Here is a 25,586-nt window from a genome sequence, read left to right on the forward strand (position 1 = left end):
GAAAACCGGCACAACAAAAAATCAGGTACGGATATATTTGGCGGTACGGGGGAACGCCTGCTCCTTGGCATCGAACAGGTAGCAGGCTTCGGCCGGGATACCCACGCTGTAGGTCTGACCGGTCGCCACATCCACATCCGAGGTGGCCTTGACGGTAAAGTCGTGACCATCCACATCCATATAAACGAAGGACTCGGCGCCCAGGTGCTCGGCCACCTGCACGATCCCACTCACCTTGCTGTGCGCATGGGGGTGATCCAGCGGCATCAGGTGCTCGGGGCGAATGCCCAGCTCCACCTTGTCACCCACAGCGCCACTGCGGGCATCGACCCGGGCACGCACGGTATCGCCAGAGGTCAACTTGACCAGGCACTCCTGCTCGCCAATCTCCAGCAACTCGCCCGCCAGGAAGTTCATCTTGGGAGAGCCGATAAAGCCCGCCACGAACTTGTTGTCCGGGTTGTGGTAGAGATCCAGCGGTGAACCGAACTGTTCCAGGTTGGTGGCAGCTTCGGCCTTGAGCGGGCTCAGCACCACAATCTTGTCGGCCAGGGTCATCGCTTCCACCTGATCGTGAGTCACGTAGATGATGGTGGAGTTAAGCTCCTTGTGCAGCTTGGCGATCTCGATCCGCATCTTGACCCGCAGCGCGGCATCCAGGTTGGAGAGCGGTTCGTCAAACAGGAACACCTGCGGCTGCTGCACGATGGAGCGACCGATGGCGACCCGCTGACGCTGACCACCGGAGAGCGCCTTGGGCTTTCTGTCCAGCAGCGGCTCAAGACCCAGGATCTCGGCGGCGCGCATCACCCGCTTGTGGATGTTCTCCTTGTCCATTTTCTTGAGCTTCAGACCAAAGGCCATGTTCTCGTAGATGTTCATGTGGGGATAGAGGGCGTAGGACTGGAACACCATGCCGACGTTGCGCTCTACAGGCGGTACGTCGTTCATGTAGCGACCGCCGATGGTCAGCTCACCGCTGGTGATGTCTTCCAGACCCGCGATCATCCGCAGCAGGGTGGATTTACCGCAGCCGGACGGGCCGACGAAGACGATGAATTCGCCCTCCTTGATGGAGAGGTTGATATTGCGCAGGGTGTCCTTGTGAACAGCCGGATCGTAATTTTTGCGAACGTTGTTGAGTACTACTTCAGCCATGACGAGCTCCGCTCTTGAATCTTTGCAAATCGTGATAGCGGGGGGAGTCAGCTCCCCCGGCCATAAACTTAACCTTTCACACCACCAGCAGTCAGACCGCCAACCAACCAGCGCTGTGCCAACAGGAAGACCACAGTGATGGGGAAACCGGAGAGCACTGCGGCCGCCGCGAAATCACCCCACAGATAGTTCTGCGGATAGAGGTACTGCTGGGCCCCGACCGCCAGGGTCAGATTGTTCACATCCTGCAGCAGGATGGAGGCCATGGGCACCTCGGTAATGGAACCGATAAAGGCCAGAATAAACACTACCGCCAGGATGGGCACCGACAGGGGCAACAGGATCAGACGGAATGCCTGCCACGGGGTCGCACCGTCGATGGCCGCCGCCTCCTCCAGGGAGGAGTCGATGGTCTCGAAGTAGCCCTTGATGGTCCAGACGTGCAGGGCAATCCCCCCCATGTACGCCAGGATCAGGCCACCGTGGGTGTTGAGACCGAGCCAAGGGATGTAGTCACCAATCTTGTTAAAGAGCGCGTAGATGGCTACCAGCGCCAACACCGCCGGGAACATCTGGAAAATCAGCATGCCCTGCAGGATGGTGGACTTGCCACGAAAACGCAGGCGGGCAAAGGCGTAAGCACAGGTGGTGGAGAGCGTCACGATCATCAGGGCAGTGATGCCGGCGATCTTGATGGAGTTCCACAACCAGGTCAGCACCGGGAACGGCGGCGGCGTGATGCTGCCGTCGGCGTTGGTGATGGACATGCCCAGCGCCAGCTTCCAGTGATCCAGCGTCGGATTGGAGGGGATGATCTCCCCTACCGCGAAGTTACCGTTACGGAACGAGATGGCGATAACCATGATCAACGGGAAGATGATCAACGCCAGGAAGCCCCACATGACCAGGTGGGTTGCCCACACCCGGTATTTAACTGATTTGGGTTGTACGATTGCCATGTTGAAGCCTCCTTACAGCTGCTTGTCGGCTTTGGACAATTTCAGGTTGAGCAGCGCCAGCGCACCTACGATGAGGAAGATGGCTGTGGCGATGGCACTGGCCAGACCGTAGTCCTGACCACCCGATCCCTGGAACGCAATCCGGTAGGTATAACTCACCAGCAAGTCGGTGGTACCGGCCGGAGTGCTGGCGCCGATGATGTCGGGCGCACCGTTGGTCAACAACTGGATAAGCACGAAGTTGTTGAAGTTGAAGGCGAACGAGGCAATCAACAGGGGTGTCAGCGGCTTCATCAGCAGCGGCACGGTGATCTTGAAGAAGTTCTGTACCGGGCCGGCACCGTCCATGGCGGACGCTTCATAGAGATCTTCCGGAATGGCTTTGAGCAGGCCCATGCAGAGGATCATCATGTAGGGGTAGCCGAGCCAGGTGTTGACAATCAGGATCATCACCTTGGCCAGGAAGGGGTTGGTATACCAGTCCGGCTTGATGCCAAACGCCGCTTCCAGGAACATGTTGATCTCACCGAAGTTCTGGTTGAACAACCCCTTGAACACCAGGATGGAGATAAACGCCGGAATCGCATAGGGCAGGATCAGCATGACTCGATAGAAACCACGCCCCTTGAGCTCTTCCCACTGCACCAGACAGGCCAGCACCATGCCGATAGCCAGGGTGAAAGCGACGGAGCAGGTTGAGAAGATCACGGTCCAGATGAAGATCTGCAGGAAGGGTGACTGGATGCCCGGATCGGTGACGATGCGCGCGAAGTTCTTCCAACCGACGCTCACCACAAAGCCCGGAGCAATACCCTTGCCGACAAACTGACCCTGTTCGTCGATGTACTGATAGAAGCCGGTCTCACCATTGGGCAGCATCAGCTCGCCATTCTGGGTATCACGCAGCAAGTTGCTGTCTTTGATCACCACGCCGGATTCGAGCTTGATACCATCAACCAAGCGGATGTATTGCTGCTTCTGGGCGGCAAACTTGCGCAGGCTGCTCAGGGTCAGGTGGGTACCGCCATCCGGCAGCACCAGATCAAGGTCACTCAGGTGAGTACGATGCTCAACAATGGCGCGGATCGGTGCGGCCTTGCTGGCAGCTTCGCCGGTGAAGGGCTGCAGCTCGACCACTTGCTGGGTGTTCTGCACACGGCCCTCGCGGGACGCCAGCTCACGGGCCTTGTTGGTCATCAGGGAAACAGGTTGGCTGATAAAGGATTGATCATCCTGTGTCAGCAGCAGCTGGAACTGGCCGTTGTCGCCACCCAGCAGGGTAAAATCGAATTCACCGCCCGCCACCTTGTAGGTTTTCTTCAGGTGGTAGTCCCGCGCCTGCTCCACGGAGAGCAAGTTGGACCCCGAATAGTTGGTGAAGGCAATGCCAATGGTGTAGGCAAGAGGGAAGATGATAAACACAACCATGCCCGCAACACCCGGAAAGATGTAGCGATGGGCATAGGTCTTCTTGTTCATGAAGACATACAGACCGACGGAAACCACCACCAGATCCAGCAGCGCGAATACCCACTCGCCACTGGCGTACATCATCACGGCTGCGTAGCCGTTGAGGATGGCAACCAGGGCCGCTATGGTCCACTTAAGCCAGGTGTGCTTATCCTTCGGACCGGCATAGGACTCAACAGAAGGTACTACTTCCATGCCAATTAACCTTTATAACGCCAAGAGAGATTTGAGAGAGTGGGAGGCCATGACGGCCTCCCGGGTAGTGCGTGCTTACTGAACGATACGCTTGGCAGCGGTATCCAGCGCTTCGTCAACACCCTGACGACCGGAGGTCACGTTCTTGAGGGCAGTTTCGAAGGAAGACCAGAAACGGCTCATCTCGGGAACGGATGGCATCGGCTCGCCAGCCTGGGCGTTCAGCATGGTGGCCTTGATGTGCGGATCGGATTCCAGGGTCTTCTGGAAGGATTTCAGCGCAACGGCACCCAGCGGCTTGTCGGCGTTAACCGGCGCCAGACCGGCATCGGTCAGCAGGTAGTTTTCCAGGAACTCGATAGCCAGATCCTTGTTCGGGCTGGCAGCGTTGATGGTGGCACCCAGTACGCCAACGAAGGCTTTGGCCGGCTTGCCGTTCAGGGTCGGCAGCGGCGCTACGCCGTACTTGATGCCGCTCTTGTCCAGGTTGCTCCAGGCCCAGGGACCATTGATCATCATGGCCACTTCGCCCTTGTTGAACTTGGCGTCCATCACACCGTAGTCGATGCCTTTTTCAAGGTGACCGGACTTGATCATCTCGGAGATGTAGCCCACGCCCATCTTGGCACCTGCGTTGTTCACGCCGGTATCTTTGACATCATAACCGGTAGCGGTTTTCTTGAAGGCGTAACCACCGTTGGCAGCCACCAGCGGATAGCTGAAGTACGGGGTGTCATAAGCCCACATGATGGCGCGCTTGCCATTTTTCTTCAGAGTCTCGTCAATCTTGGCGATCTCTTCGAAGGTTTTCGGCGGCTCGGGCAGCAGGTCTTTGTTATAGATCAGGCTGACAGCTTCCATGGCAACCGGGTAGCCATAGGTTTTGCCATCAACAGTCATGGCATCCCATGCCAGCTGTTCAAATTTGCCTTTGGTGGCAGCGTTCGGCGTTACCGGAACCAGCAAACCGGCTTTGACCCACTCACCGTAACGGTCGTGAGCCCAGAAGAAGATGTCCGGGCCGTTGCCAGTGGCGGCGGCTTGCTGGAATTTCACTTCAACCTGATCCGGGTGAGCCACAGTAACCTTGATGCCGGTTTCTGCTTCAAACTTCTTACCCACTTCAGCCAGACCGTTGTATCCCTTGTCACCGTTGATCCAGATGGTCAGCTGGCCTTCATCGATGGCAGCAGTAGCAGAGCAAGCGACGCCAAGAGTGGCCAGACCGATCAGGGATGACAGCAATTTCTTTTTCATGAGCCTTTCCTTGTATTAGTTCCGCGCTGTAAGAGCATTGTGTGCGAGATGAATATTATCCCAAGCGGCAAACGGCTCACATGACGCAACTCGCATTTTTGAAATGCAATTACGTATTTCCTTCCAGAAAGTTTTGAAAACATTTTCTTATTTCAGGGAATTACGGCCATTTATCGGCTTAATTCCAGACAACCACAGAATAATAATTACCAAAATGAAATAAAATTTCATGAATGAAAGGGTTTTCACCTCAATGAAAACCCTTTCAGGTGGTTTATTTTGTTTGATTTGTTAACAAAGTACCGCGCCAGTTTCGAGGTCTGCCCGAGCGCGATAAAAAAAGAGACCCCGCCGGGGCGGAGTCTCTTTTTGCCAGAAATGACGAGTTGATCACACTCGGGAGCATGACTACGACTGGCGCAGCAGCTGATCCTTAAGATTGGGCGGCACACCCTTGATGGTCAGGGTGTCGGTCTGAGGGTCGTAAAAGATCCGGCTGTTCAACAGCTTCTGCTCAAAGCTCAGAGTCAGACCGCCGCCGGAGCCGACAAACTTGGTCAAACCACGCAAGGTAGAGCGATCCGCCGGGAAACGCTCTTCCAGCTCATACTCCTGACCGATAAAGCTGTAAAAATCGAGGTCACCGTCGCCGGGCAATTCTGCAGACAACTCCTTGATTTCGATCTCTTCACCGGCGCTCGCCTGTTCGGTGCAATATTTGAAGACCTGCTTTTTATAGTCATTGCGCTCGGTCGGTTCAAGCTGACGACTGTCGCAATAATCTTCTACCGCCTGCAGCAAGCCTTTATTTTGTACCTTGGCATCCATACCCTCGCGGGCACCCAGCAGATCCATAAAGAAGTCGCCCAGTTTGCGACCAATGCGCCCCTTGCTGAAGGTGATATAGCGGCGCGAATCCGGTTGGGTTTTCCATTCGGTCAAATCAATGCGGGCCACCAGATTGAGTTTGCCGATATCCAGATACTGGATATGGCGCAATTCCAGCGCTTCGCTGACGGTGACGCTCTCCTTGCCCTCCAGCAGGGCAATCAGCAGATAATCGACCCCGACGTAGTTATATTTGGCAAACAGCAGCACCCCCTGCTCATCGAGGGCGTGCTCCACCAGCTGCTTGACCAGCATCTGGGTCACAGTGACCGAGAAGGGAACGAATTCGGTCTGCTCGGCGAGCAGCTGTTCGAGGGCGATACGAAACGCGGGTGAAGGCTGCTTGGGAGCATCGATGCCGTCAGCCAGCTCGGCGACGGAGGCCTCGGGGTCAGCAAAGAAGCCAAAGCCCTTGCCGCCCTTGCCGTTGTAGATCCGATGCAGTTCCGCCATCAGTCCCTGTACCGCCTCATCAGGGGGCAGGGTCTGGCTGCGGGTATCGGCGTGGGGTTGACCATCGCCGCCCTGGCGCAAGGAGTGAAGAATGATCTTGTCGATATCGAGACTCATGTCACAAAGCCATAGTGTTAGCCGAAAGGGTGAAGTATTATAAGGCGCTTTGAACCGAGATGAACTGAAGATTATGCCTATCGTATCAAAGTACAATAACGAGCAATTTGACGCCCTGATGAACGACCTGATCACCGCGCTGGAAAAGCATAAAGCGCCGGTGGATCTCAGCCTTATGGTGCTTGGCAATCTGACCACCAATATCATCAACGGTATGGCACCGGCCCAGCGCCAGGCCATCACTGAAAAGTTTGTCCAGGCCCTGACCGCATCGGTCGATAATCGCCACGACGCACACTGAGTCCCCGACTCTGTTGATTTGACGTTTCTCAACGCAGATGGATCACTATGGTCGAAACCGGTAACCCCTATCGTGATAATGTCTCTCGCCTGATCACCTGGGGGCATTGGTTCTCCTTCTTCAACATTATTCTGGCCATGCTCATCGCCACCCGTTATCTGGGTGCCATCAGCTGGCCATCGACCACGCTTGGCGTGATCTATCTCGTTGTAAGCTGGATTGGCCACTTCTCGTTTCTGAGTTTTGTCACCTACCTGTTGACGATCTTCCCGCTCAGCTTCGTGCTGCCCAAGGAGAAGTCGTTGCGGTTCATCTCGGCCATCATCGCCACCCTGGCGCTGGTGCTGCTGCTGATCGACACCCAGGTATTCCGGCTGTTCAAGTTCCACCTCAACAGTCAGGTATGGCAGTTGCTGCTGGATCAGGCGCAGACCGAAGAGGGCTCAATCTGGAGCATCATCTTCGTTGCCGTGCCCACCATCTTCCTGCTGCAACTGCTGCTGTCGGCCTATGTCTGGCGCAAGATCAACAAGCGCAAGCGCCGCCAGTACGGCAATCAGGTGGGGCTGGCCCTGCTGATCTGCTTTATTCTGACCCACGTGGTCAACAGCTGGGCGGATGCGACCCTCTATCAGCCGATCACCATGCAGAGAGCCAACTTCCCCCTCTCCTACCCCATGACGGCCCGCTCCTTCCTGGCCAAACATGGCTGGCTGGATCTGGATCAGTACGAGAAGCAGGCGGCCTCCCAGGGTGATAACAGCGACAGCCGGATGCACTATCCGCTGCGCCCGCTCAACGTCAACGCCCCCCTGACTCACAACAATCTGCTGATTGTGGTGGTCGACTCATTGCGTTTTGACATGCTCAACAACATCAACATGCCCAATCTGCAGCGCTATGCGGATCAGCATCTGACGTTCCGCAATCACCTGAGTGGCGGCAACGACGACCTGATGGGCATGTTCAGCCTCTTCTACGGGTTGCCCGGCCACTACTACAAGGACATCAGCAGCGACAAGCGTCCGCCGGTGCTGTTCGACGAGATGCTGCGCCAGGATTACCAGTTCGGGCTGTTCGGCGCGATGGAAGATGCCCAGAAGTATCGCAAGAGCATCCTCGCCGGTCTGCGCAAACAGGTGTTTGTCTCCGAACAGAGTGACGATGGCAAGCTGCTGACCGACTGGCAACAGTGGCTGGAGAAGCGCTCTCCCGAGCGCCCCTGGTTCTCGCTGGTCTATCTCTCGAGCCCCGGCGACTACCAGTTACCCGCCACCATGAAGGGGCCGTTCCAACCGGAGCTTGCCAACTTCAATCCGGCGACCGCCTATCGGGCGGAGAACCTGCAAAAACTGGAAAACCGCTACAAGAACTCGGTCTTCTATACCGACCAGTTGCTTGAGCAGATGCTGACCAAATTGCAGTCGCAGGGGATGGACAGCAACACCATCGTCGTCATCACCTCCAACCACGGTCAGGAGTTCAACGACACCCGCAGCAACAGCTGGGGCGCAGGCAGCAACTACTCACCCTATCAGGTGCAGGTACCGCTGGTACTGGCCTGGCCGGGGCGCAGCAGTGACGTTCGGGAACAAGCAAGCAGCCATTTCGATCTGGCGCCGACCCTGATGCAGGGGATGCTGGGCGTACGCAATCCGGCGCGCGATTACAGCGTTGGCCGCTCGCTGTTTGATACCAGCCCGCGCAACTGGCTGCTGGCCGGGGATCAGAACGACTTCGCCATCTATGAAGGGGACACCATCACCCACTTCAACAAGCAGGGTGACTTCGAACTGCTGGAACGCAACAGCTATCGCCCGATCAAGCACGGCACCCCGGATATGGGCGCCATGATCCAGGTGATGAACGAGCTGAACCGCTTCTATCGCAACCAGTGAAGCGCCCGTTGATGGCTTGATACCATAAAAACGCCCCGAATTCGGGGCGTTTTTCGTTGTATAGCCGGGCCACGTTCACGACTGTTAGCCACCCCACCCTTGCGGGTACTTGTAGCCGACAAAACGCTTTGCTGCATAGGCTTTGAAAGCCGCCGAGTTGTAGGCTGCCGCCACATCTTTGGCAAACGGCTGATCCGCATCTGCGCTTTTCACCACCACCCAGTTGATGAAATCGTAGCTGCGCTCCAGAAACAGTCCTTCACTGAACGGGATACCGCTGGAGGCTGCAAAATTACCGTTGATCACCGAGAAGTCCACATCCTCCCGCGAGCGGGGCAACTGCGCGGCTTCCAGCAACACCAGCTTGAGATTGTGCGGATTGTCCACCACATCAAACTCGCTCGCCTTGAGCGGGTTTATCCCCTCCTTGAGAGTGAGCCAACCAAGATCCTGCAGCATCAAGAGCGCCCGCGCCTGATTGGTGGGATCGTTGGGGATGGCCACCGTGCTCCCCTCTTTCACCTTGTCGAGTGCCGCCAGCTTGCCGGAGTAGAGCCCCATCGGGCCAGTTGGCACCTGGGTAATGGGTGCCAGCGACAAGCCGCGATCTTTGGCAAAACTCTCCAGATAAGGTTTGTGCTGGAAGCAGTTCACATCCAGTGATCCGTCAGCCAGAGCAATATTGGGGGTCACATAGTCGGTGAACTCCACCAGCTTGACTTTGTACCCCTTGGCCTCCAGCTGCGGCTTGATGGAATCGGTTACCATGTCGGCAAAATCCCCCACCGTGGTACCAATCACGATCTCCTGTTTGGTCGGCAAGGACGCATCGGCGGCAACCGCGGAAAAAGAGAGGCTCCCGACCGCCATCGCGGCAATAAAGGTGCTGGCGCCAGCATTGGCGCGCAAGGAAGCAGTCAAAGGAGAAGATAAGAAGGAACGAAACGGCATAGGGACTCCCTGTCAGGTACGCATCAAGCTATGGGACTGCGGCGGGGTGGCTCTCAGAGATTAGGCCCCTCAAACCACAGCAATCTAGCCATCCAAACGGCTATTTCAATTACCATAACAGAGCCATCCACCGCCGCCAAGCAATAAACCGCTGGTTCCACCTCATCACCCTTGCTGTCACCCCCGAATGCATAGCTGCACTCACGTTGGCACATACAACCATGCCACTCACGTTCAAGAGCGCACGAGCTCCCCTCGGGATTGCCCCGAATCGAGACGGCTGCGGCGAAGGAGAGTCGCGAGAGGAGTGAATTACAGATAAAAAGATCAGTAGCGAGCGGTGAGAACCATTCTCAATAAAACACATAACCAGCGTCATTGGAATACCTACCATAAACCAGATCGGATTTCTTTGAACCTCATTGCGTTTTTTGAAAATGGCTCTTTTTGAACCCCTACCACCCGTGTATAGATTTCCGTCGCACTCAGGATGGTGCGATCCAAGATGGAGTTAAAAAAATAATGAAGCAAACATCGTTAGCACTGGCGATCACAGCACTGCTGTCGACCCTGCCCAGTGCGCTCGTTCAGGCAAATGAAGATTGTGCGCCGCTCACCGGCAAGGAGAGCGGCATGGATATCGGACGCAGCAGCACTGAGCGCTGCCTGCCAGGTGCCAATCCCCTGCAGGAGCAGCAGTGGTATCTGCTCAACAGCGGCCAGGATGGGTTCAGCGCCCGTGGCGGTATAGCGAGCAATGACCTCAACCTCTGGTGGGCTCATCGCACCGGCGTGCTGGGCCAGGGAGTCAATGTGGCCGTGGTGGATGATGGTCTGGCCATCGCCCACCCGGATCTGGCGGAGAACGTGCGTCCGGGTTCGAAAAACGTGGTGACCGGCAGCGATGACCCGACACCGACCGATCCGGATACGGCCCACGGCACATCGGTCTCCGGCATTATTGCGGCGGTAGATAACGCCATCGGTACCAAGGGAATTGCCCCGCGAGCCCAGCTGCAGGGGTTCAACCTGCTGGATGACAACAGCCAGCAGTTGCAGAAAGATTGGCTCTACGCCCTTGGCGACAGCGATGCCAGCCGCGACAATCGGGTGTTCAACCAGAGCTACGGCATGAGTGTGGTGGATCCCCGCTCAGCCAACTCTCTGGATCAATCCCAGCTTGATCGTCTGTTTGAACAGCAAACCCTCAAGGCGCAGGGCGCGGCCTATATCAAGGCCGCTGGCAACGGCTTCAACAAGATAGCGGCGGGCGGCTATGTGCTTAACCGCACCGGCAATGGTCCTAAATTGCCGTTTGAAAACAGCAACCTCGATCCCTCCAACAGCAACTTCTGGAACCTGGTGGTGAGCGCGCTCAACGCCGATGGCGTCAGATCCTCCTACTCCAGCGTCGGCAGCAACATCTTCCTGAGCGCGACCGGCGGCGAGTACGGTACCGACGCTCCGGCGATGGTGACCACGGATCTGCCCGGCTGCGACATGGGTTACAACCGCACCGATGATCCCAGCACCAACCGGCTGCACGGCAACCCGCAACTGGATGCCAGCTGCGACTACAACGGTGTGATGAACGGCACCTCCTCCGCCACCCCCAGCACCTCCGGCGCCATGGCGCTGCTGATGTCCGCCTACCCGGATCTGTCGGTACGTGACCTGCGGGATCTGCTGGCGCGCAGCGCAACCCGGGTCGATGCCACACAGAAACCTGTGATGGTCAGCTACACCAGCAGCACCGGCAAGGTGCGTGATGTGAAAGGGCTGGAAGGGTGGGAGCGCAATGCCGCTGGCATGTGGTTCAGCCCGACTTACGGTTTTGGTCTGATCGACGTCAACAAGGCCCTTGAGCTGGCAGCCAATCACCAGCCCCTGCCCCCGCTGGTGCAACTGCCGTGGCAGAAGATCAATGTCAGCGGCAGTGCCGCTGCCATTGCGGATGTGGGCAACAGCCCGACCAGCTCAACAACCCGCATCGCCACACCGTTGACGGTGGAAGCGGTTCAGGTGATGGTGAGCCTGGATCACCAGCGTCTGCCCGATCTGCTGATCGAACTGGTCTCCCCCGCCGGCACCCGCAGCATCCTGCTGAGCCCCTTCAACAGCCTGGTCGGCCAATCTCTCGACCAGCAGCAACTGGGCTTTGTGCGAACCAAGGGATTGCGCGACATGCGGATGCTGTCCAACAAGTTCTACGGCGAATCGGCGCAAGGCACATGGCGACTGGAAGTAACCGATGTTGCCAACGGTACCCGTCAGGTCTCTCTGCTCAATCGCGAGACCCGTGAGCGTACCACCCTGACCGAGCGCAACAATCGCCAACCGGGCAAGCTGATCTCATGGTCCCTGCGGGTCCTGGGTCACGATGCCAACCGCAGCTAACACGCTAGGAGTATTACCATGAACAAACCTGTTACCTTGCTTCTGGCAACCCTGCTGGCCCCCCTCTCGGGACAGCTCTGCGCCCAGGAGTCCGTCACCATGGATGGCAAGCAGTACAGCACCATAGAGGTGAACGGCCAGACCTACCTCATTCCTGACAACGGCAGCAAGAAGCGGGTCGCCCGCAGCCTTGACAGCAAGGTCCCGCAACAGACCCTGCGCCGCGGTGACGTGTTGATGCAAGGGGCCGCCAGCCCGGAGCTGACTGTAAGCGGCACTCTGCTGGTGGAAGCTGACGATGCCAGCGCCAAGGCGCTGGCGACTCGCCACGGCCTGAACTTCAAACAGAGCAGTGGTGGTATCGCCCTGCTGGAGGCCAAACCGGGCACCGATCTCAACGCCATCGCCACCAAGCTCAAGAGCGAAGGGGTGAATGTGCAGATCGAGCTGTCGGGGGCCGAACAGCAGCCGAAATAGGCCGCGACAAACAGATAACAAAGGGGGCCATCATGGCCCCCTTTCTGCTGCTTATTTTGACAGTGACTTACTTGGCGCCATGCTGCTCCGCCAGATAGAGCCAGGTATCAACCACGGTATCGGGGTTGAGCGACACCGAATCGATCCCCTGCTCCACCAGCCAGGCGGCAAAGTCCGGATGATCAGATGGGCCCTGACCGCAGATCCCCACGTACTTGCCCGCCTTGCGCGCAGCCTGGATCGCCATCGCCAGCAGTGCCTTGACCGCCTCGTTGCGCTCGTCGAACAGGTGGGCAATCAGCCCCGAGTCCCGATCCAGCCCAAGGGTGAGCTGGGTCATGTCATTGGAGCCGATGGAGAAGCCATCCACGTGCTCGAGGAACTTGTCTGCCAAGAGGGCATTGCTCGGGATCTCGCACATCATGATCACCTTGAGCCCCCGCTCGCCACGGCGCAGACCGTTCTCGGCCAGGATGTCGATCACCTGCTCCGCCTCGCCCACGGTGCGCACGAAGGGGATCATCACCTCGACGTTGGTCAGCCCCATCACATCGCGCACCCGCTTGATCGCCTCGCACTCGAGGGCAAAACAGGGGCGGAAGCTGTCGGCGATGTAGCGAGATGCGCCACGAAAACCGATCATCGGGTTCTCCTCGTGGGGCTCGTAGCCACGACCGCCCACCAGATTGGCGTACTCGTTGGACTTGAAGTCCGACATCCGCACGATCACCCGCTCCGGCCAGAACGCAGCGCCCAGAGTGGCGATCCCCTCGGTCAGCTTGGCCACGTAGAACTCACGCGGGCTGTCGTAACCGGCGACCATCTTGCCGATGGTGGCCTTGAGCTCTGGGGTTTGCTGGTCAAACTCCAGCAGCGCCTTGGGGTGCACGCCGATCATCCGGTTGATGATGAATTCAAGGCGTGCCAGCCCCACCCCAGCATTGGGCAACTGGGCAAAGTCGAAAGCGCGGTCCGGGTTGCCGACGTTCATCATGATCTTGATGGGCAGGCGCGGCATATTGCCCACCTCGGTCACCGCCACGTCGAAGTCCAGCTCGCCGTCATAGATAAAACCGGTATCCCCTTCCGCGCAGGAGACGGTGATCCGCTGGCCCGGCTGAATATGATCGGTAGCGTTGCCACAGCCCACCACTGCCGGAATGCCCAGCTCGCGGGCGATAATGGCGGCGTGACAGGTGCGGCCGCCCCGGTTGGTGACGATGGCGGAGGCCCGCTTCATGATGGGCTCCCAGTCCGGGTCGGTCATGTCGGTGACCAGCACATCGCCGGGTTGCACTTCGTCCATCTGGCTGATGGAGGAGATGACCCGCGCCGGGCCCGCGCCAATCTTGTGGCCGATGGCCCTCCCCTCGATCAGCACCTTGCCCGCTTGCTTGAGGGCAAACCGCTCGAGGGTGTTGGCCTCCTGGCGGCTGCGCACGGTTTCCGGGCGCGCCTGCACGATATAGAGCTGGCCATCCTGACCATCCTTGGCCCACTCGATATCCATCGGGCGGCCATAGTGCTGCTCGATGATGAGGGCCTGTTTCGCCAGCGCCATCACCTCCTCATCGGTGATACAGAAGCGGCTACGCTCGGCTTCGTTGGTGTCGACAATCTTCACCTGACGGCCGTGACCGGCATCGTCCGAGTAGGTCATCTTGATAAGCTTGGAGCCGAGGGTCTTGCGCACCACCGCCGGGCGCCCCCCCTTGAGGGTCGGCTTGTGCACATAGAACTCGTCCGGGTTGACCGCCCCCTGCACCACCATCTCGCCAAGACCATGGGCGCCGGTGATAAAGACCACGTCGTTGAAACCGGACTCGGTATCCAGGGTAAACATGACGCCGGAGGCGGCGAGATCCGAGCGCACCATCCGCTGCACCCCGGCCGAGAGGGCAACACCCTTGTGGTCGTAGCCCTGATGCACCCGATAGGAGATGGCGCGATCGTTGAACAGGGAAGCAAACACATGCTTGACCGCCGTCATGACGGCATCGATGCCACGTACGTTGAGGAAGGTCTCCTGCTGACCGGCAAAGGAGGCGTCCGGCATATCCTCGGCGGTGGCGGAGGAGCGCACCGCAAACGAGGCCTCGACACCGGCACTCAACTTTTCATAGGCAACCCGGATAGCCTGCTCCAGCTCGGGCTGGAACGGCGCTTCTATCACCCAGTCGCGGATCTGCTGACCGGCCCGGTTGAGGGCGGCGATATCGTCCACGTCGAGATTGTCGAGCAGATGGTGGATCTTGCCGTTGAGGCCGCTTGACTCCAGAAACTCGTTAAACGCAAAGGCGGTGGTGGCAAAGCCCCCCGGCACGGATACGCCGGCGCCAGAGAGGTTGCTGATCATCTCGCCAAGGGATGCGTTCTTGCCGCCAACTCGTTCTACGTCCTGCATTCCGAGTTGTTCGTACCAGAGCACGTACTGTTGCACTTGGATGTCTCCAGGTTGGTGGGCACCGATGCCATAGCACCTCGTGCGCCCGGTTTAATCGATGAGGTTATGGGTAAGTCAGGTGCGTTATTGTCTGTTTCTTTTGTTGCCAATGACCATGAAAACGTTTTCTATTGGTTTTCAAAAAAATCCCCGAGCAAGAGGTGGGGATGGTCGAATGACCGGAACATTCTACAATGGCGACACAAAAAGATAACGATTCAGGTTTGCAAGCCACTTCACAACTTGGGCACAGCAGACCGGTTGACAAAACTGGTATGGTTTCGGGAGATACTTCTCACCCCTTACCCCATGCGACCCCACCCGCGGTATCACAGGAGCCCTACGTGCACACCGTATTTTATGTTTCAGACGGCACCGCCATCACCGCCGAAGTGTTCGGCCACGCGGTACTGAGCCAGTTTCCGCTGGCCTTCGAACAGATCACTATCCCCTTTGTGGAGACACTGGAGAAAGCCCGTCAGGTACGGATGCGGATCGACGAGCAGTTTCGCCAGACCGGGGTACGCCCCATCCTGTTTCACACCATTGTCGACCCGCTGGTACGGGACGAGGTACTGAAATCGGAGGCGTGCGGCCACGACTTTCTCAACACCTTCGTCAGCCCGCTGGAGCAGGAGCTGGGGGTCAAAGCCGAGCCCCGCCTCCACCGCACCCACGGCATGGAGAACCGCAAGCTCTATGACGATCGCATCGAGGCGGTCAACTTCGCACTTGCCAACGACGATGGCATCACCACCAAGGAGTACGATGAGGCGGACATCATCCTGATCGGGGTCTCCCGCTGCGGCAAGACCCCCACCAGCCTTTATCTGGCGCTGCAGTTCGGCATTCGCGCCGCCAACTACCCCTTTATCGAGCAGGACATGGGGATGCTGGAGCTGCCCGCCCCCCTCAAGGCCAACCGTCACAAGCTGTTTGGCCTCACCATAGCGCCGCAGCGGCTGCACGAGATCCGTAACCAGCGCCGTGCCAACAGCCGCTACTCCTCCATCGAACAGTGCGAGCAGGAGCTGGCCTGCGTGGAGCGACTGTTTCGCCAGGAGGCGATCCGCTTCCTGGATACCAGCTCCCACTCGGTGGAGGAGATCAGCGCCAAGGTCCTCGAGGCGACCGGTCTGCGCCGCCAGCTCTGTTAAGCCAGCTTGACAGCTATCGGCATCAACAAAAGATAAAAATTACAGTGTCGCGGCGAAAGTCAGCTGTGGCGAACTGCAATTCACATAGATGACAGTGAAAAGCGTGGATAAAAAAGGGATAATCACCACAAATGCTTATCCCTCTTCTTGTCGACCTTGGCGTTGTGCCCTTGTCACCTGCTGCCAGTTAGCCGCTATTCGATTCCGTTCTGCTGCGCTCGGCAAACAGCCTGCGTTCACTAACGATTGAGCTCAGGGTTGTTCATCAACCGGGCATAGAAGGCCAGCAAACCGTGGCGCAGGCGAACCCGCTCCTCCAGCCAGCCGCCAACGAGCGCCCCCGTCACCCCGCCAACCAGCAGCAGCGACTGCCAGTAGTGCAGCAATCCCTGATCACCGAGCGAGAGCCAGCCCAGCAGCATGGTGGCGGCCACCAGCAACAACAGCGGACTGGCGGCAATCCCTAACCAGAGCGCCACCAGCACACTCCGGGCAACCCCTTGTTGCAGCACGCTTTCGCACTTTCTGTACTCCAACTCCCTGCACTCTTCCCTGTACTCTCGCTTGTTTGGCATCATTTGCATCCATTTGTGGCTTGGCACCACAAAAGCACACCAACAAGACAAAATGTCAATCAAACAGAATTCGATTGCACAAACATTAACCAAAAACTACCAAGAAGCCTCTTCAGATCATGAAAAAGCTGCCTTTGGTACAAAACACGGCCATTAGAGATGGAAAAAAGGTGCATTCATGGCGGATTATCACTATTCTGCTTCGGTTGCCAGCCAACACTAAAAATTGCAAATGGCATGGTGTAACGAAATAAATACAGCTTTCGTCAGGTTTTGGCTACGCACTGCGGCCTGCTCAGGATGAGCCCAACACCGACAAGAGACAACAGAGACGTAAGGACAGACCCATGGATTTGAAACAAGACGGTGAGGAGCTGAAGCGCGGCCTTAAAAACCGCCACATTCAGTTGATTGCTTTGGGCGGCGCCATCGGCACCGGCCTCTTTCTGGGCATTGCCCAAACCATCAAGATGGCAGGCCCCTCAGTCCTGCTGGGTTATGCCATCGGCGGCTTTATCGCCTTCCTGATCATGCGCCAGCTCGGTGAAATGGTGGTGGAAGAGCCGGTAGCCGGTTCATTCAGCCACTTTGCCTACAAATACTGGGGCGAGTTTGCCGGTTTTGCGTCCGGCTGGAACTACTGGGTGCTCTACGTGCTGGTGAGCATGGCCGAGCTGACCGCGGTGGGCATCTATGTCCAGTACTGGTGGCCCGAGATCCCGACCTGGATGTCGGCAGCCTTCTTCTTCGTGCTGATCAACGCCATCAACCTCTCCAACGTCAAAGCGTTTGGCGAAATGGAGTTCTGGTTCGCCATCATCAAGGTGGTTGCCATCATCGGCATGATTGGCTTTGGCGGCTATCTGCTCATCTCCGGTGCCGGCGGACCCGAGGCAAGCGTCACCAACCTGTGGGCTCAGGGCGGTTTCTTCCCCAACGGCATCAGCGGTCTGGTGATGGCGATGGCGGTGATCATGTTCTCCTTTGGCGGCCTGGAGCTGGTGGGCATTACCGCCGCCGAAGCGGACAACCCCGAGAAGAGCATTCCCAAGGCCACCAATCAGGTGATCTACCGCATCCTCATCTTCTACATCGGTGCTCTGGCTATCCTGATGTCCCTCTACCCTTGGGGTAAAGTGGTGGAAGGCGGCAGCCCGTTCGTGATGATTTTCCACGCTCTGGACAGCAATCTGGTCGCCACCGTACTCAACATCGTGGTACTGACGGCGGCACTGTCGGTCTACAACAGCTGCGTCTACTGCAACAGCCGGATGCTGTTCGGTCTGGCCAAACAGGGCAACGGCCCGAAAGCCCTGCTCAAGACCAACAAGAGCGGCGTGCCGCTGGTTGCCCTCTCGGTCTCAGCCATCGCCACCCTGCTCTGCGTGCTGATCAACTACCTGATGCCGGGCAAGGCGTTCGGCCTGCTGATGGCGCTGGTGGTCTCCGCACTGGTGATCAACTGGGCGATGATCAGCCTCGCGCACCTCAAGTTCCGCAAGGCCAAGGTCGCAGAGGGTGTCCAGCCCAAGTTCAAGGCGTTCTGGTACCCCTTCGGCAACTATCTCTGCCTCGCGTTCATGGCCGGTATTCTGGTGATCATGTATATGACCCCCGATTTCCGCATCTCGGTCGAACTGATCCCGGCATGGCTGGTCGTGCTGGGTATCGGCTTTGTCATCAAGCGCAAGGGACAGGCCCAAAGCAAGGTTGCAGCCAATCTGGGTTAATACCCGCAGCTGAGAAAAACAATGCAAAACGCCGATCGGATGATCGGCGTTTTTTTATTGCGCGCAGCACTATTAGCAGCCGTAGCCCTCAGGAAGGCAGCTCTTGCCTTTGATCTTGCCGATGCTCCGGGCTGTTGACGCAACACTCATCGCGGAAAAAGGCGATGATCTCCTCCAACACCGCGTATTGAGAGACGCAAAGCAGGGTGCGACTCTCCCGGTTTTGCTTCACCAGCCCCACCGAGACCAGCGCCGCGATATGGTGGCTAAGGGTGGAAGCGGGGATCGCCAGCTGCTTTTGCAGCTCACCCACCGGCAGCCCCTGCTCTCCCGCCTTGACCAGATGCTTGAAGATAAACAGCCGGGTCGGATGACCCAGCTCTTTCAATGCCTTGGCGACCTCTTCCAGTTGCATCTCTGCGCCCTCTACAAATTTGATATTTCGATAATACCAGAAATATCTTGACCGGCCATTCATTTCGATTATTTTGGAAATATAGAAACCAAGTGAGGATACGACAATGAATGAGTGGTTAACCATGCTGACCGATGCAGCCCAGATGTTCCTGTTTCTGGCTGTCGAGCTGTCGGTGCTGTTTCTGGTCATTAGCGCCGGGGTCAGCCTGATCCGCCAGAAGATCCCCGACGAGAAGATCCAACGGATGCTGGGGGCGCGCCATGGCAAGGGCTATCTGCTCTCGGCCCTGCTCGGTGCCGTCACCCCCTTTTGCAGCTGCTCCACCATCCCCATGCTGAGAGGATTGCTCTCGGCCAAGGCTGGCTTTGGCCCCACCCTCACCTTCCTGTTTATCTCGCCACTGCTGAACCCCATCATCGTCGGCTTGATGTGGGCCACCTTTGGCTGGAAAGTGACCCTGCTCTACGCCGTGATCGCCGCCAGCGTCTCCGTCATGGCGAGCATGCTGCTCGACAGATTGGGGTTCGAGCGCCATGTCATCGACCCCAAAGAGGCCACCCCCTCTTGCGGTAGCGGCTGTGGCCCGGCAACCCGCGCCACCACTCAAGCACATTGCAGTGACAACCAACGCAGTGCCATTCGCGCAATCAACCCCCTCAACGGGGCAGCGTGCTGCCCGGCTCCGCAACCAGAGATGGCAGAGCAGGCCGCCCTCTCCTGCTGCAGCGATGGCACTGCAACCCTAGCCAGTGCGCCACAGCTCCCCACCGCCTGGGTCAAAGCTCGCATCGATGCCTGGCAGCAGTTCAAAGCGGTATTGCCCTTCCTGCTGCTGGGGGTGCTCATCGGCTCGTTTATTTACGGTTTTATTCCGGCCGAGTGGATCGCCGCCCATGCTGGCGCCGACAACCCGCTGGCCATCCCCTTCAGCGCCATCGTCGGGATCCCGCTCTACATCCGCGCCGAAGCCGTGATCCCGCTGGCGTCGGTACTACTGGGTAAAGGGATGGGAATGGGCGCCGTCATGGCGCTGATCATCGGCAGTGCCGGTGCCAGCCTGACCGAGGTGATCCTGCTCAAATCGATGTTCAGAACCCCGATGATTGCGGCCTTCCTTACCGTGATACTCGGCATGGCGATCCTGATGGGCTACCTGACGCAACTGCTGTTTTAAGTCGCCCATCTTTAAACAGGCAAAATGCCAAAGCAGCCGAGTGTGAAACCATCAGGCTTACCCTAGACAAACGCCGATCGGATGATCGGCGTTTGTCTATTCCGTACGGCAATCAATTTGAGACAGCCAAAGGATGAGGGGTTTGCTGCTCTCCGGGCCATGTGACTTGGCCTGCCTCCCCTCGCCGAACTGTGCTGTAAAAATGTGAGACCCATCCCGTCCCCACGCAGTAGCACAAGAGTTAATGTGCAACAACACAATAAATGAACATCCTCTGCCATACTCAAACGAAGTATTCCGTTACGCCGAAACCGGAGCCTGATCATGGTAACCAGCTCGCTTCACACCACAGATACCGAGGTTGAATTTGCCGACGATATCCAGTTGGTATCGACGACCGACCTCAAAGGGGACATCACCTACGCCAATCCGGCGTTTTGTCAGGTGGCAGGCTATCGCCTGGAAGAGATGTTGGGGCAGCATCACAATCTGGTGCGCCACCCCGACATGCCCAAGGCAGCGTTTGCCGATCTCTGGGCCCACCTGCAGGCAGGCAAACCATGGCGAGGCATGGTAAAAAATCGCTGCAAAGATGGTCGCTATTATTGGGTTGATGCCTATGTCACCCCGATTTATGAAGATGGCAAGATGGTGGGTTACCAATCCGTCCGCTGCCGTCCAGCCGCAGAGCACAAAGCGCGTGCCAGCAAGATGTACAAAACCCTTAAAGCCCGTGAAACCGGCTCTGCCATTCACATGGGCCTGCGTCAACTCACACCGGCCATGATGACCATACCTCTGCTGCTCGTCAGCGTGATCAGCGCGCTCTGGCTGCTCTCACCGCTGCAGGCGCTCTGGGTCATCATTCCTCTCTTGGCAGCCATCTGGTTCAATCGCCACCCTCTCTTCCTCACACCGCGATTCTTGCAGCAGCTCGAGCAGGATTACGACAGCATCAGCCGCCTTATCTTCTCGGGGGATGCCCCCCACAGCATTGCCGATTTCCATATCAAGCTCGGGCAAGCGAAGATCCGTACCGTACTCGGCCGGGTGGATGACACCACCGCGTCGCTCAATGCCATGGCCAATGACCTGCGCGGCTCCGCCTCGCTGGCCAGCCAGGATATCTCTTCGCAAGACACGCAGATCCAGCAGATTGCCACCGCCGTCACCCAGATGGCTTCGGCCGCCGAGGAGATCAACCGCAATATTCAAGACAGCAACAGCCAGATTGAAGAGGCCCGTAGCCACTGCATCACCACCAGCACCCAGCTTTCGGAAGCAGGAGAAGAGATGTCGGCGCTTGCTACTCAAGCGGAGCAAGCCTTTCAGTCAGCCGTCGAACTGGCGAGCGAATCCGAGCGGATCGGCACCATCATGAGCGAAATTCGCGGCATTGCAGATCAAACCAACCTGCTGGCGCTCAATGCCTCCATCGAAGCCGCACGGGCAGGCGATCAGGGGCGTGGCTTTGCAGTGGTGGCGGACGAGGTTCGCAGCCTGTCGACCAGAACCCACAAGGCAACAGAGCAGATCCAGAACAGCATTGGCCATATCCAGCAAACCCTGGGGGGATGGAAAGAGATGATGCATCTCAATGTGACCAGAACCAACGCCTGCCTCGCCACCACCCGGGCAAGCACCGGCAACCTGAATCAGGTTGTGGTCGAGATAGACAAGGTCTCTGATTTTTCCAACCAGATCACCGCAGCAGCCACCGAGCAACAAGCAGTCATCGAGGAGATCAGTCGCAATATCAATCAGATATCCTCGCTCTCTCACGATAACAGTCTCAAAATCGATCAGGTGAGTGAAACCAGTGCCAACTTGCAGAGCAAAGCGAGCCAGCTCAAGGACTTAAGCCGGACGTTTGGATAGCAGCAATCAGATGACATATAAAAAGGGCCACCCGTCTGGGTGGCCCTGTTGTTTATAAGGCTTAACTGTTGCCCCTAAACGCCACTTACTTGGCGTAATCCTCGGTCGGAATGCAGGAGCAGAACAGGTTGCGATCGCCGTAGACGTCGTCGATGCGGTTGACCGAGGGCCACAGTTTGCTGGCACGCACGGCGTCGGATGGGAAGACCGCCTCGGCACGGCTGTAGCCACGGGACCACTCTGCATCCATCACATCGTCCTGGGTGTGAGGCGCATGGACCAGCGGGTTGTCGGCGAGGCTCCACTGCCCCTCCTGCACCTTGGCAATCTCGGCGCGGATGGACGTCATAGCCTCGACGAAGCGATCCAGCTCACGCTTGGATTCCGATTCGGTCGGCTCGACCATCAGGGTGCCCGCTACCGGGAAACTCATGGTCGGTGCGTGGAAGCCGTAGTCCATCAGCCGCTTGGCCACATCCATCTCGCTGATGCCGGAAGCCTCCTTGAGCGGACGGATATCCAGGATGCACTCGTGGGCCACCCGACCGTTGCGCCCGGAATAGAGCACCGGGAAGGATTCGCCCAGCTTCTTGGCCAGATAGTTGGCGTTAAGGATGGCGACCTGAGTGGATCTCTTCAGTCCCTCGTCACCCAGCATGGCGATGTACATCCAGCTGATGGGCAGGATGCTGGCCGAGCCGAACGGTGCCGCCGACACGGCGCCGTTGTCACGGCTCTCCTTGTCGGTCTTGACCACGGCGTGGCCAGCCACGAACGGTGCCAGATGCTTCTTCACGCCGATGGGGCCCATGCCTGGGCCGCCACCGCCGTGAGGAATGGCGAAGGTCTTGTGCAGGTTGAGGTGAGAGACGTCCGCGCCGATAAAGCCCGGTGCCGTCAACCCGACTTGCGCGTTCATATTGGCGCCGTCCAGATAGACCTGACCACCGTGCTGGTGAACGATGTCGCACACCTCCTTGATGGTCTCCTCGTACACCCCGTGGGTGGAGGGGTAGGTCACCATCAGACAGGAGAGCTGATCCCCCGCCTCGGCGGCCTTGGCGCGCAAGTCGTCGAGATCCACGTTGCCGGACTTGTCACAAGCAGTGACGATCACCTTGAGCCCCGCCATCTGGGCAGAGGCCGGGTTGGTCCCGTGGGCGGACGCAGGGATCAGGCAAATATCGCGATGCCCTTCGCCGCGGGACTCGTGGTACTTCTTGATGGCCAAGAGACCAGCGTACTCGCCCTGGGCACCTGAGTTGGGCTGCATGCAGACCGCATCGTAACCGGTCACCTTCACCAGCCAGTTTTCGAGGTCGGCCAGCAGCAACTGGTAGCCCTTGGCCTGCGCCAGCGGGGCGAACGGGTGCAACTTGCCAAACTCGGGCCAGGTGACCGGGATCATCTCGGCGGTGGCGTTGAGCTTCATGGTGCAGGAGCCGAGCGAAATCATGGCGTAGTTGAGCGCCAGATCTTTGGCTTCGAGACGGTGGATATAACGCAGCATCTCGGTTTCGGAGTGGTACTTGTTGAACACCTCGTGGGTCAGCACGGCATCGGTGCGCAGCAGATCCTGCGGGATGGCGTGATGGGCCTGAGCCGCCTTGTCGAGGGCCTCGATATCGAGCCCATGGCCTTGGCCGAGGAAGAGATCAAACAGCTCCGCCACATCGCCGCGGGTGGTGGTTTCAGAGAGGGAGACCCCTACCGCACCGTCGAGATCGGCGCGCAGGTTGATGCCATTAGCTTCAGCCTTGGCAATAAGTGCTGCTTTATCTGCCGTCAGCACGGTCAGGGTATCGAACCAGCTGGCATGCTTGAGGGCCACCCCCTTGGCCTTGAGGCCAAGCGCCAGAATGGTAGTGAGACGGTGCACGCGGGAGGCGATGGTTTTCAGCCCGACCGGGCCGTGGTAGACGGCGTAGAAGCTCGCCATGTTGGCCAGCAGCACCTGTGCGGTACAGATGTTGGAGTTGGCCTTTTCGCGGCGGATATGCTGCTCGCGGGTCTGCATCGCCATACGCAGCGCGGCCTTGCCACGGGCATCCTTGGAAACGCCGATAATGCGGCCCGGCATCGAACGCTTGTAGGCATCGCGGGTGGCGAAGAAAGCGGCGTGGGGGCCACCGTAACCCATGGGCACACCAAAGCGCTGGGCGGAGCCCAACACCACGTCGGCGCCTAGCTCGCCCGGGGATTTGAGCAGCAGCAGGGAGAGCAGATCGGCGCTGACGCAGGCCAGCCCTTTCTGGGCCTGTACCGCGGCAATCAGGGCGCGCAGATCTTTCACCTCACCTGTGGTGGTGGGGTACTGGAACAGGGCACCAAACACCTCTTCGCTCACTGCATCGCTCGCGGCGCCAACCGCCACGTCAAAACCAAAGTGAACCGCACGCTCCTTGACCACGTCGATCACCTGCGGGTGCACGTCATCGGCCACGAAGAAGAGGTTGGATTTGGACTTGGCCATCCGCTTGGCCAGCGCCATCGCCTCGGCGGCGGCGGTCGCTTCATCCAGCAGGGAGGCACTCGCCAGATCCATGCCGGTGAGATCCAGTGTCAGCTGCTGGAAGTTGAGTAAAGCTTCGAGACGGCCCTGTGCCAGCTCGGGCTGGTAGGGGGTGTAGGCGGTATACCAGCCCGGGGTTTCCAGCACATTGCGCAAAATGACGTGAGGCACATGGGTATCGTGATAACCCATGCCGATATAGCTCTTGGCAATCTTGTTCTGGGCGGCATAGCCCTTGAGCTTGGCCAGCGCCTCCACTTCGGTCATGCCGGCACCGATCCCCAGCGGACCCGGCAGGCGAATGGCGGCGGGCACGGTCTGTTCAATCAAATCGTCCAGGCTTTCGGCCCCAACGGTCGCCAGCAGCTGGCGCAGCTCTTCCTCGCCCGGGCCGATATGGCGGCGGACAAAATCAGTTTTTTGCTCGAGTTCAAACAGTGACTGGGTCATTTCCCTATTTCCTGATAAATAAGTCCTGGCATGACATCCTGATAACCAAGACCTGATGTTCCTGATCGTCGGCTGATACCGACTCCACTCATGTTCTGGGTCCCGCAGACAGGGTGCGGCACCGGATGCTGCGGCAGCATCAAGAGAGGATCGCCTTGTTGCGGACCGGCCCGTTTGCCCCCTAGGCACCTAGGCTGGCAAACGGCAAGCGCGGGCGACTTCACCCTTCCACCGGCCGGTGCTTGCCCGGCTGGCTGTCATACAAAGGGGCCCTGCTGTGTTGGCAGGGCCCGGGGGCATTACTCTTCGTCCACCACGTTCTGGTAGCCCTCGGCATCCAGCAGGTTGGCCAGCTCGCTCTCGTCATCGAGCTTGATGCGGAACAACCAGCCAGCGCTGTAGGGGTCGGAGTTGACCAGCTCGGGGCTCCCTTCCAGCTCTTCGTTGACGGCAATGATCTCGCCGCTCACCGGGCTGTAGATGTCGGAGGCCGCCTTGACCGACTCGGCCACGGCGCAGTCGTCACCGGCACTGACCTGCTTGCCCACTTCCGGCAGCTCGACAAACACCATGTCACCCAGCAGCTCCTGGGCGTGTTCGGTGATACCGACCACAGCCTCGCCGTTGGCTTCAACACGGATCCACTCGTGGGAAGTGGCATATTTCAGTTCGCTCGGGATATGGCTCATTTGTGCTTCCTTTGATCTTTGAGTCGCGTTTAAAAACGA

19 protein-coding genes are annotated in these 25,586 nt (G+C 58.3%); 8 read left to right on the forward strand and 11 right to left on the reverse strand.

Going from position 1 to position 25,586, the window contains the following annotated elements:
• Positions 1-21: 21 nt before the first annotated feature.
• The 5 genes from AACT07_RS17385 to yejK all read right to left on the reverse strand — a co-directional run bounded on the left by AACT07_RS17385 (position 22) and on the right by yejK (position 6,497).
• The gene (locus AACT07_RS17385; protein ID WP_005333867.1) at positions 22-1,158 is read right to left on the reverse strand and encodes an ABC transporter ATP-binding protein; all 1,137 of its coding nucleotides are present in this window, start codon (positions 1,156-1,158) and stop codon (positions 22-24) included.
• A 68-nt stretch (positions 1,159-1,226) separates the two neighbouring features.
• Positions 1,227-2,117, reverse strand: coding sequence for a maltose ABC transporter permease MalG (malG, locus tag AACT07_RS17390; RefSeq protein ID WP_005333868.1), 891 nt, complete (start codon positions 2,115-2,117; stop codon positions 1,227-1,229).
• 12 nt (positions 2,118-2,129) lie between these two features.
• Positions 2,130-3,782, reverse strand: coding sequence for a maltose ABC transporter permease MalF (malF, locus tag AACT07_RS17395; RefSeq protein WP_042053124.1), 1,653 nt, complete (start codon positions 3,780-3,782; stop codon positions 2,130-2,132).
• A 75-nt stretch (positions 3,783-3,857) separates the two neighbouring features.
• Positions 3,858-5,039, reverse strand: a complete 1,182-nt coding sequence (malE, locus tag AACT07_RS17400; RefSeq protein ID WP_005333871.1) for a maltose/maltodextrin ABC transporter substrate-binding protein MalE — start codon at positions 5,037-5,039, stop codon at positions 3,858-3,860.
• A gap of 408 nt (positions 5,040-5,447) precedes the next feature.
• The gene (gene yejK, locus AACT07_RS17405) at positions 5,448-6,497 is read right to left on the reverse strand and encodes a nucleoid-associated protein YejK (protein WP_069529167.1); all 1,050 of its coding nucleotides are present in this window, start codon (positions 6,495-6,497) and stop codon (positions 5,448-5,450) included.
• A gap of 73 nt (positions 6,498-6,570) precedes the next feature.
• Here yejK and AACT07_RS17410 point away from each other — a divergent pair, with 73 nt between their 5' ends.
• Both AACT07_RS17410 and AACT07_RS17415 read left to right on the forward strand, forming a co-directional pair.
• Positions 6,571-6,798 carry a YejL family protein gene (locus tag AACT07_RS17410; RefSeq protein ID WP_005333874.1) on the forward strand — a complete coding sequence of 76 codons (228 nt, stop codon included), beginning with the start codon at positions 6,571-6,573 and terminating at the stop codon, positions 6,796-6,798.
• A 47-nt stretch (positions 6,799-6,845) separates the two neighbouring features.
• The gene (locus tag AACT07_RS17415; RefSeq protein ID WP_069529169.1) at positions 6,846-8,696 is read left to right on the forward strand and encodes a DUF3413 domain-containing protein; all 1,851 of its coding nucleotides are present in this window, start codon (positions 6,846-6,848) and stop codon (positions 8,694-8,696) included.
• Between the two features lie 84 nt (positions 8,697-8,780).
• Here AACT07_RS17415 and AACT07_RS17420 read toward each other — a convergent pair whose 3' ends face one another.
• Complete coding sequence (locus AACT07_RS17420) at positions 8,781-9,566, reverse strand: MetQ/NlpA family ABC transporter substrate-binding protein (protein ID WP_069529193.1); 786 nt, start codon at positions 9,564-9,566, stop codon at positions 8,781-8,783.
• Between the two features lie 603 nt (positions 9,567-10,169).
• On the opposite strand from AACT07_RS17420, the gene asp reads away from it, so the two are divergent.
• Both asp and AACT07_RS17430 read left to right on the forward strand, forming a co-directional pair.
• On the forward strand, positions 10,170-12,044 hold the full coding sequence (gene asp / locus AACT07_RS17425; protein WP_069529171.1) for a serine protease Asp: 1,875 nt from the start codon (positions 10,170-10,172) through the stop codon (positions 12,042-12,044).
• 18 nt (positions 12,045-12,062) lie between these two features.
• Positions 12,063-12,521, forward strand: a complete 459-nt coding sequence (locus AACT07_RS17430; RefSeq protein WP_058056145.1) for a serine protease chaperone — start codon at positions 12,063-12,065, stop codon at positions 12,519-12,521.
• A gap of 67 nt (positions 12,522-12,588) precedes the next feature.
• Here the strand turns inward: AACT07_RS17430 and ppsA are convergent, their stop codons facing one another.
• A complete protein-coding gene (gene ppsA / locus AACT07_RS17435; RefSeq protein ID WP_069529173.1) occupies positions 12,589-14,961 on the reverse strand; it encodes a phosphoenolpyruvate synthase in 2,373 nt (790 codons plus the stop codon).
• A gap of 347 nt (positions 14,962-15,308) precedes the next feature.
• Between ppsA and ppsR the strand changes: the two genes are divergently transcribed.
• Positions 15,309-16,121, forward strand: coding sequence for a posphoenolpyruvate synthetase regulatory kinase/phosphorylase PpsR (gene ppsR / locus AACT07_RS17440; protein ID WP_069529175.1), 813 nt, complete (start codon positions 15,309-15,311; stop codon positions 16,119-16,121).
• Positions 16,122-16,360: 239 nt separating this feature from the next.
• Here the strand turns inward: ppsR and AACT07_RS17445 are convergent, their stop codons facing one another.
• On the reverse strand, positions 16,361-16,657 hold the full coding sequence (locus AACT07_RS17445; RefSeq protein ID WP_253182276.1) for a hypothetical protein: 297 nt from the start codon (positions 16,655-16,657) through the stop codon (positions 16,361-16,363).
• A gap of 386 nt (positions 16,658-17,043) precedes the next feature.
• Between AACT07_RS17445 and AACT07_RS17450 the strand changes: the two genes are divergently transcribed.
• Positions 17,044-18,426: an amino acid permease gene (locus tag AACT07_RS17450; RefSeq protein WP_005333893.1), complete on the forward strand. Its 1,383-nt coding sequence runs from the start codon at positions 17,044-17,046 to the stop codon at positions 18,424-18,426.
• An 88-nt stretch (positions 18,427-18,514) separates the two neighbouring features.
• Here the strand turns inward: AACT07_RS17450 and AACT07_RS17455 are convergent, their stop codons facing one another.
• Positions 18,515-18,841: an ArsR/SmtB family transcription factor gene (locus tag AACT07_RS17455; RefSeq protein ID WP_005344826.1), complete on the reverse strand. Its 327-nt coding sequence runs from the start codon at positions 18,839-18,841 to the stop codon at positions 18,515-18,517.
• A 106-nt stretch (positions 18,842-18,947) separates the two neighbouring features.
• Between AACT07_RS17455 and AACT07_RS17460 the strand changes: the two genes are divergently transcribed.
• A complete protein-coding gene (locus tag AACT07_RS17460) occupies positions 18,948-20,018 on the forward strand; it encodes a permease (protein WP_069529176.1) in 1,071 nt (356 codons plus the stop codon).
• Positions 20,019-20,342: 324 nt separating this feature from the next.
• Positions 20,343-21,896 carry a methyl-accepting chemotaxis protein gene (locus tag AACT07_RS17465; RefSeq protein WP_005361477.1) on the forward strand — a complete coding sequence of 518 codons (1,554 nt, stop codon included), beginning with the start codon at positions 20,343-20,345 and terminating at the stop codon, positions 21,894-21,896.
• 85 nt (positions 21,897-21,981) lie between these two features.
• Here the strand turns inward: AACT07_RS17465 and gcvP are convergent, their stop codons facing one another.
• Together gcvP and gcvH are read right to left on the reverse strand one after the other, a co-directional pair.
• A complete protein-coding gene (gene gcvP / locus AACT07_RS17470) occupies positions 21,982-24,858 on the reverse strand; it encodes an aminomethyl-transferring glycine dehydrogenase (protein ID WP_069529178.1) in 2,877 nt (958 codons plus the stop codon).
• A 299-nt stretch (positions 24,859-25,157) separates the two neighbouring features.
• Positions 25,158-25,547: a glycine cleavage system protein GcvH gene (gene gcvH, locus AACT07_RS17475; RefSeq protein ID WP_005333898.1), complete on the reverse strand. Its 390-nt coding sequence runs from the start codon at positions 25,545-25,547 to the stop codon at positions 25,158-25,160.
• Between the last annotated feature and the right edge of the window lie 39 nt (positions 25,548-25,586).

The sequence above is a fragment of the Aeromonas sp. ANP5 genome, assembly GCF_963870295.1.
Classification (GTDB): Bacteria; Pseudomonadota; Gammaproteobacteria; order Enterobacterales; family Aeromonadaceae; genus Aeromonas; species Aeromonas veronii.

Coding starts and splice junctions, on each gene's coding strand:
- malG (WP_005333868.1), bottom strand. CDS start 2,117: ATGGCAATCGTACAACCCAAATCAGTTAAATACCGGGTGTGGGCAACC.
- asp (WP_069529171.1), top strand. CDS start 10,170: ATGAAGCAAACATCGTTAGCACTGGCGATCACAGCACTGCTGTCGACC.
- gcvP (WP_069529178.1), bottom strand. CDS start 24,858: ATGACCCAGTCACTGTTTGAACTCGAGCAAAAAACTGATTTTGTCCGC.
- AACT07_RS17455 (WP_005344826.1), bottom strand. CDS start 18,841: ATGCAACTGGAAGAGGTCGCCAAGGCATTGAAAGAGCTGGGTCATCCG.
- malE (WP_005333871.1), bottom strand. CDS start 5,039: ATGAAAAAGAAATTGCTGTCATCCCTGATCGGTCTGGCCACTCTTGGC.
- AACT07_RS17385 (WP_005333867.1), bottom strand. CDS start 1,158: ATGGCTGAAGTAGTACTCAACAACGTTCGCAAAAATTACGATCCGGCT.
- AACT07_RS17415 (WP_069529169.1), top strand. CDS start 6,846: ATGGTCGAAACCGGTAACCCCTATCGTGATAATGTCTCTCGCCTGATC.
- AACT07_RS17420 (WP_069529193.1), bottom strand. CDS start 9,566: ATGGCGGTCGGGAGCCTCTCTTTTTCCGCGGTTGCCGCCGATGCGTCC.
- AACT07_RS17450 (WP_005333893.1), top strand. CDS start 17,044: ATGGATTTGAAACAAGACGGTGAGGAGCTGAAGCGCGGCCTTAAAAAC.
- AACT07_RS17460 (WP_069529176.1), top strand. CDS start 18,948: ATGAATGAGTGGTTAACCATGCTGACCGATGCAGCCCAGATGTTCCTG.
- malF (WP_042053124.1), bottom strand. CDS start 3,782: ATGGAAGTAGTACCTTCTGTTGAGTCCTATGCCGGTCCGAAGGATAAG.
- gcvH (WP_005333898.1), bottom strand. CDS start 25,547: ATGAGCCATATCCCGAGCGAACTGAAATATGCCACTTCCCACGAGTGG.
- AACT07_RS17465 (WP_005361477.1), top strand. CDS start 20,343: ATGGTAACCAGCTCGCTTCACACCACAGATACCGAGGTTGAATTTGCC.
- AACT07_RS17430 (WP_058056145.1), top strand. CDS start 12,063: ATGAACAAACCTGTTACCTTGCTTCTGGCAACCCTGCTGGCCCCCCTC.
- yejK (WP_069529167.1), bottom strand. CDS start 6,497: ATGAGTCTCGATATCGACAAGATCATTCTTCACTCCTTGCGCCAGGGC.
- AACT07_RS17410 (WP_005333874.1), top strand. CDS start 6,571: ATGCCTATCGTATCAAAGTACAATAACGAGCAATTTGACGCCCTGATG.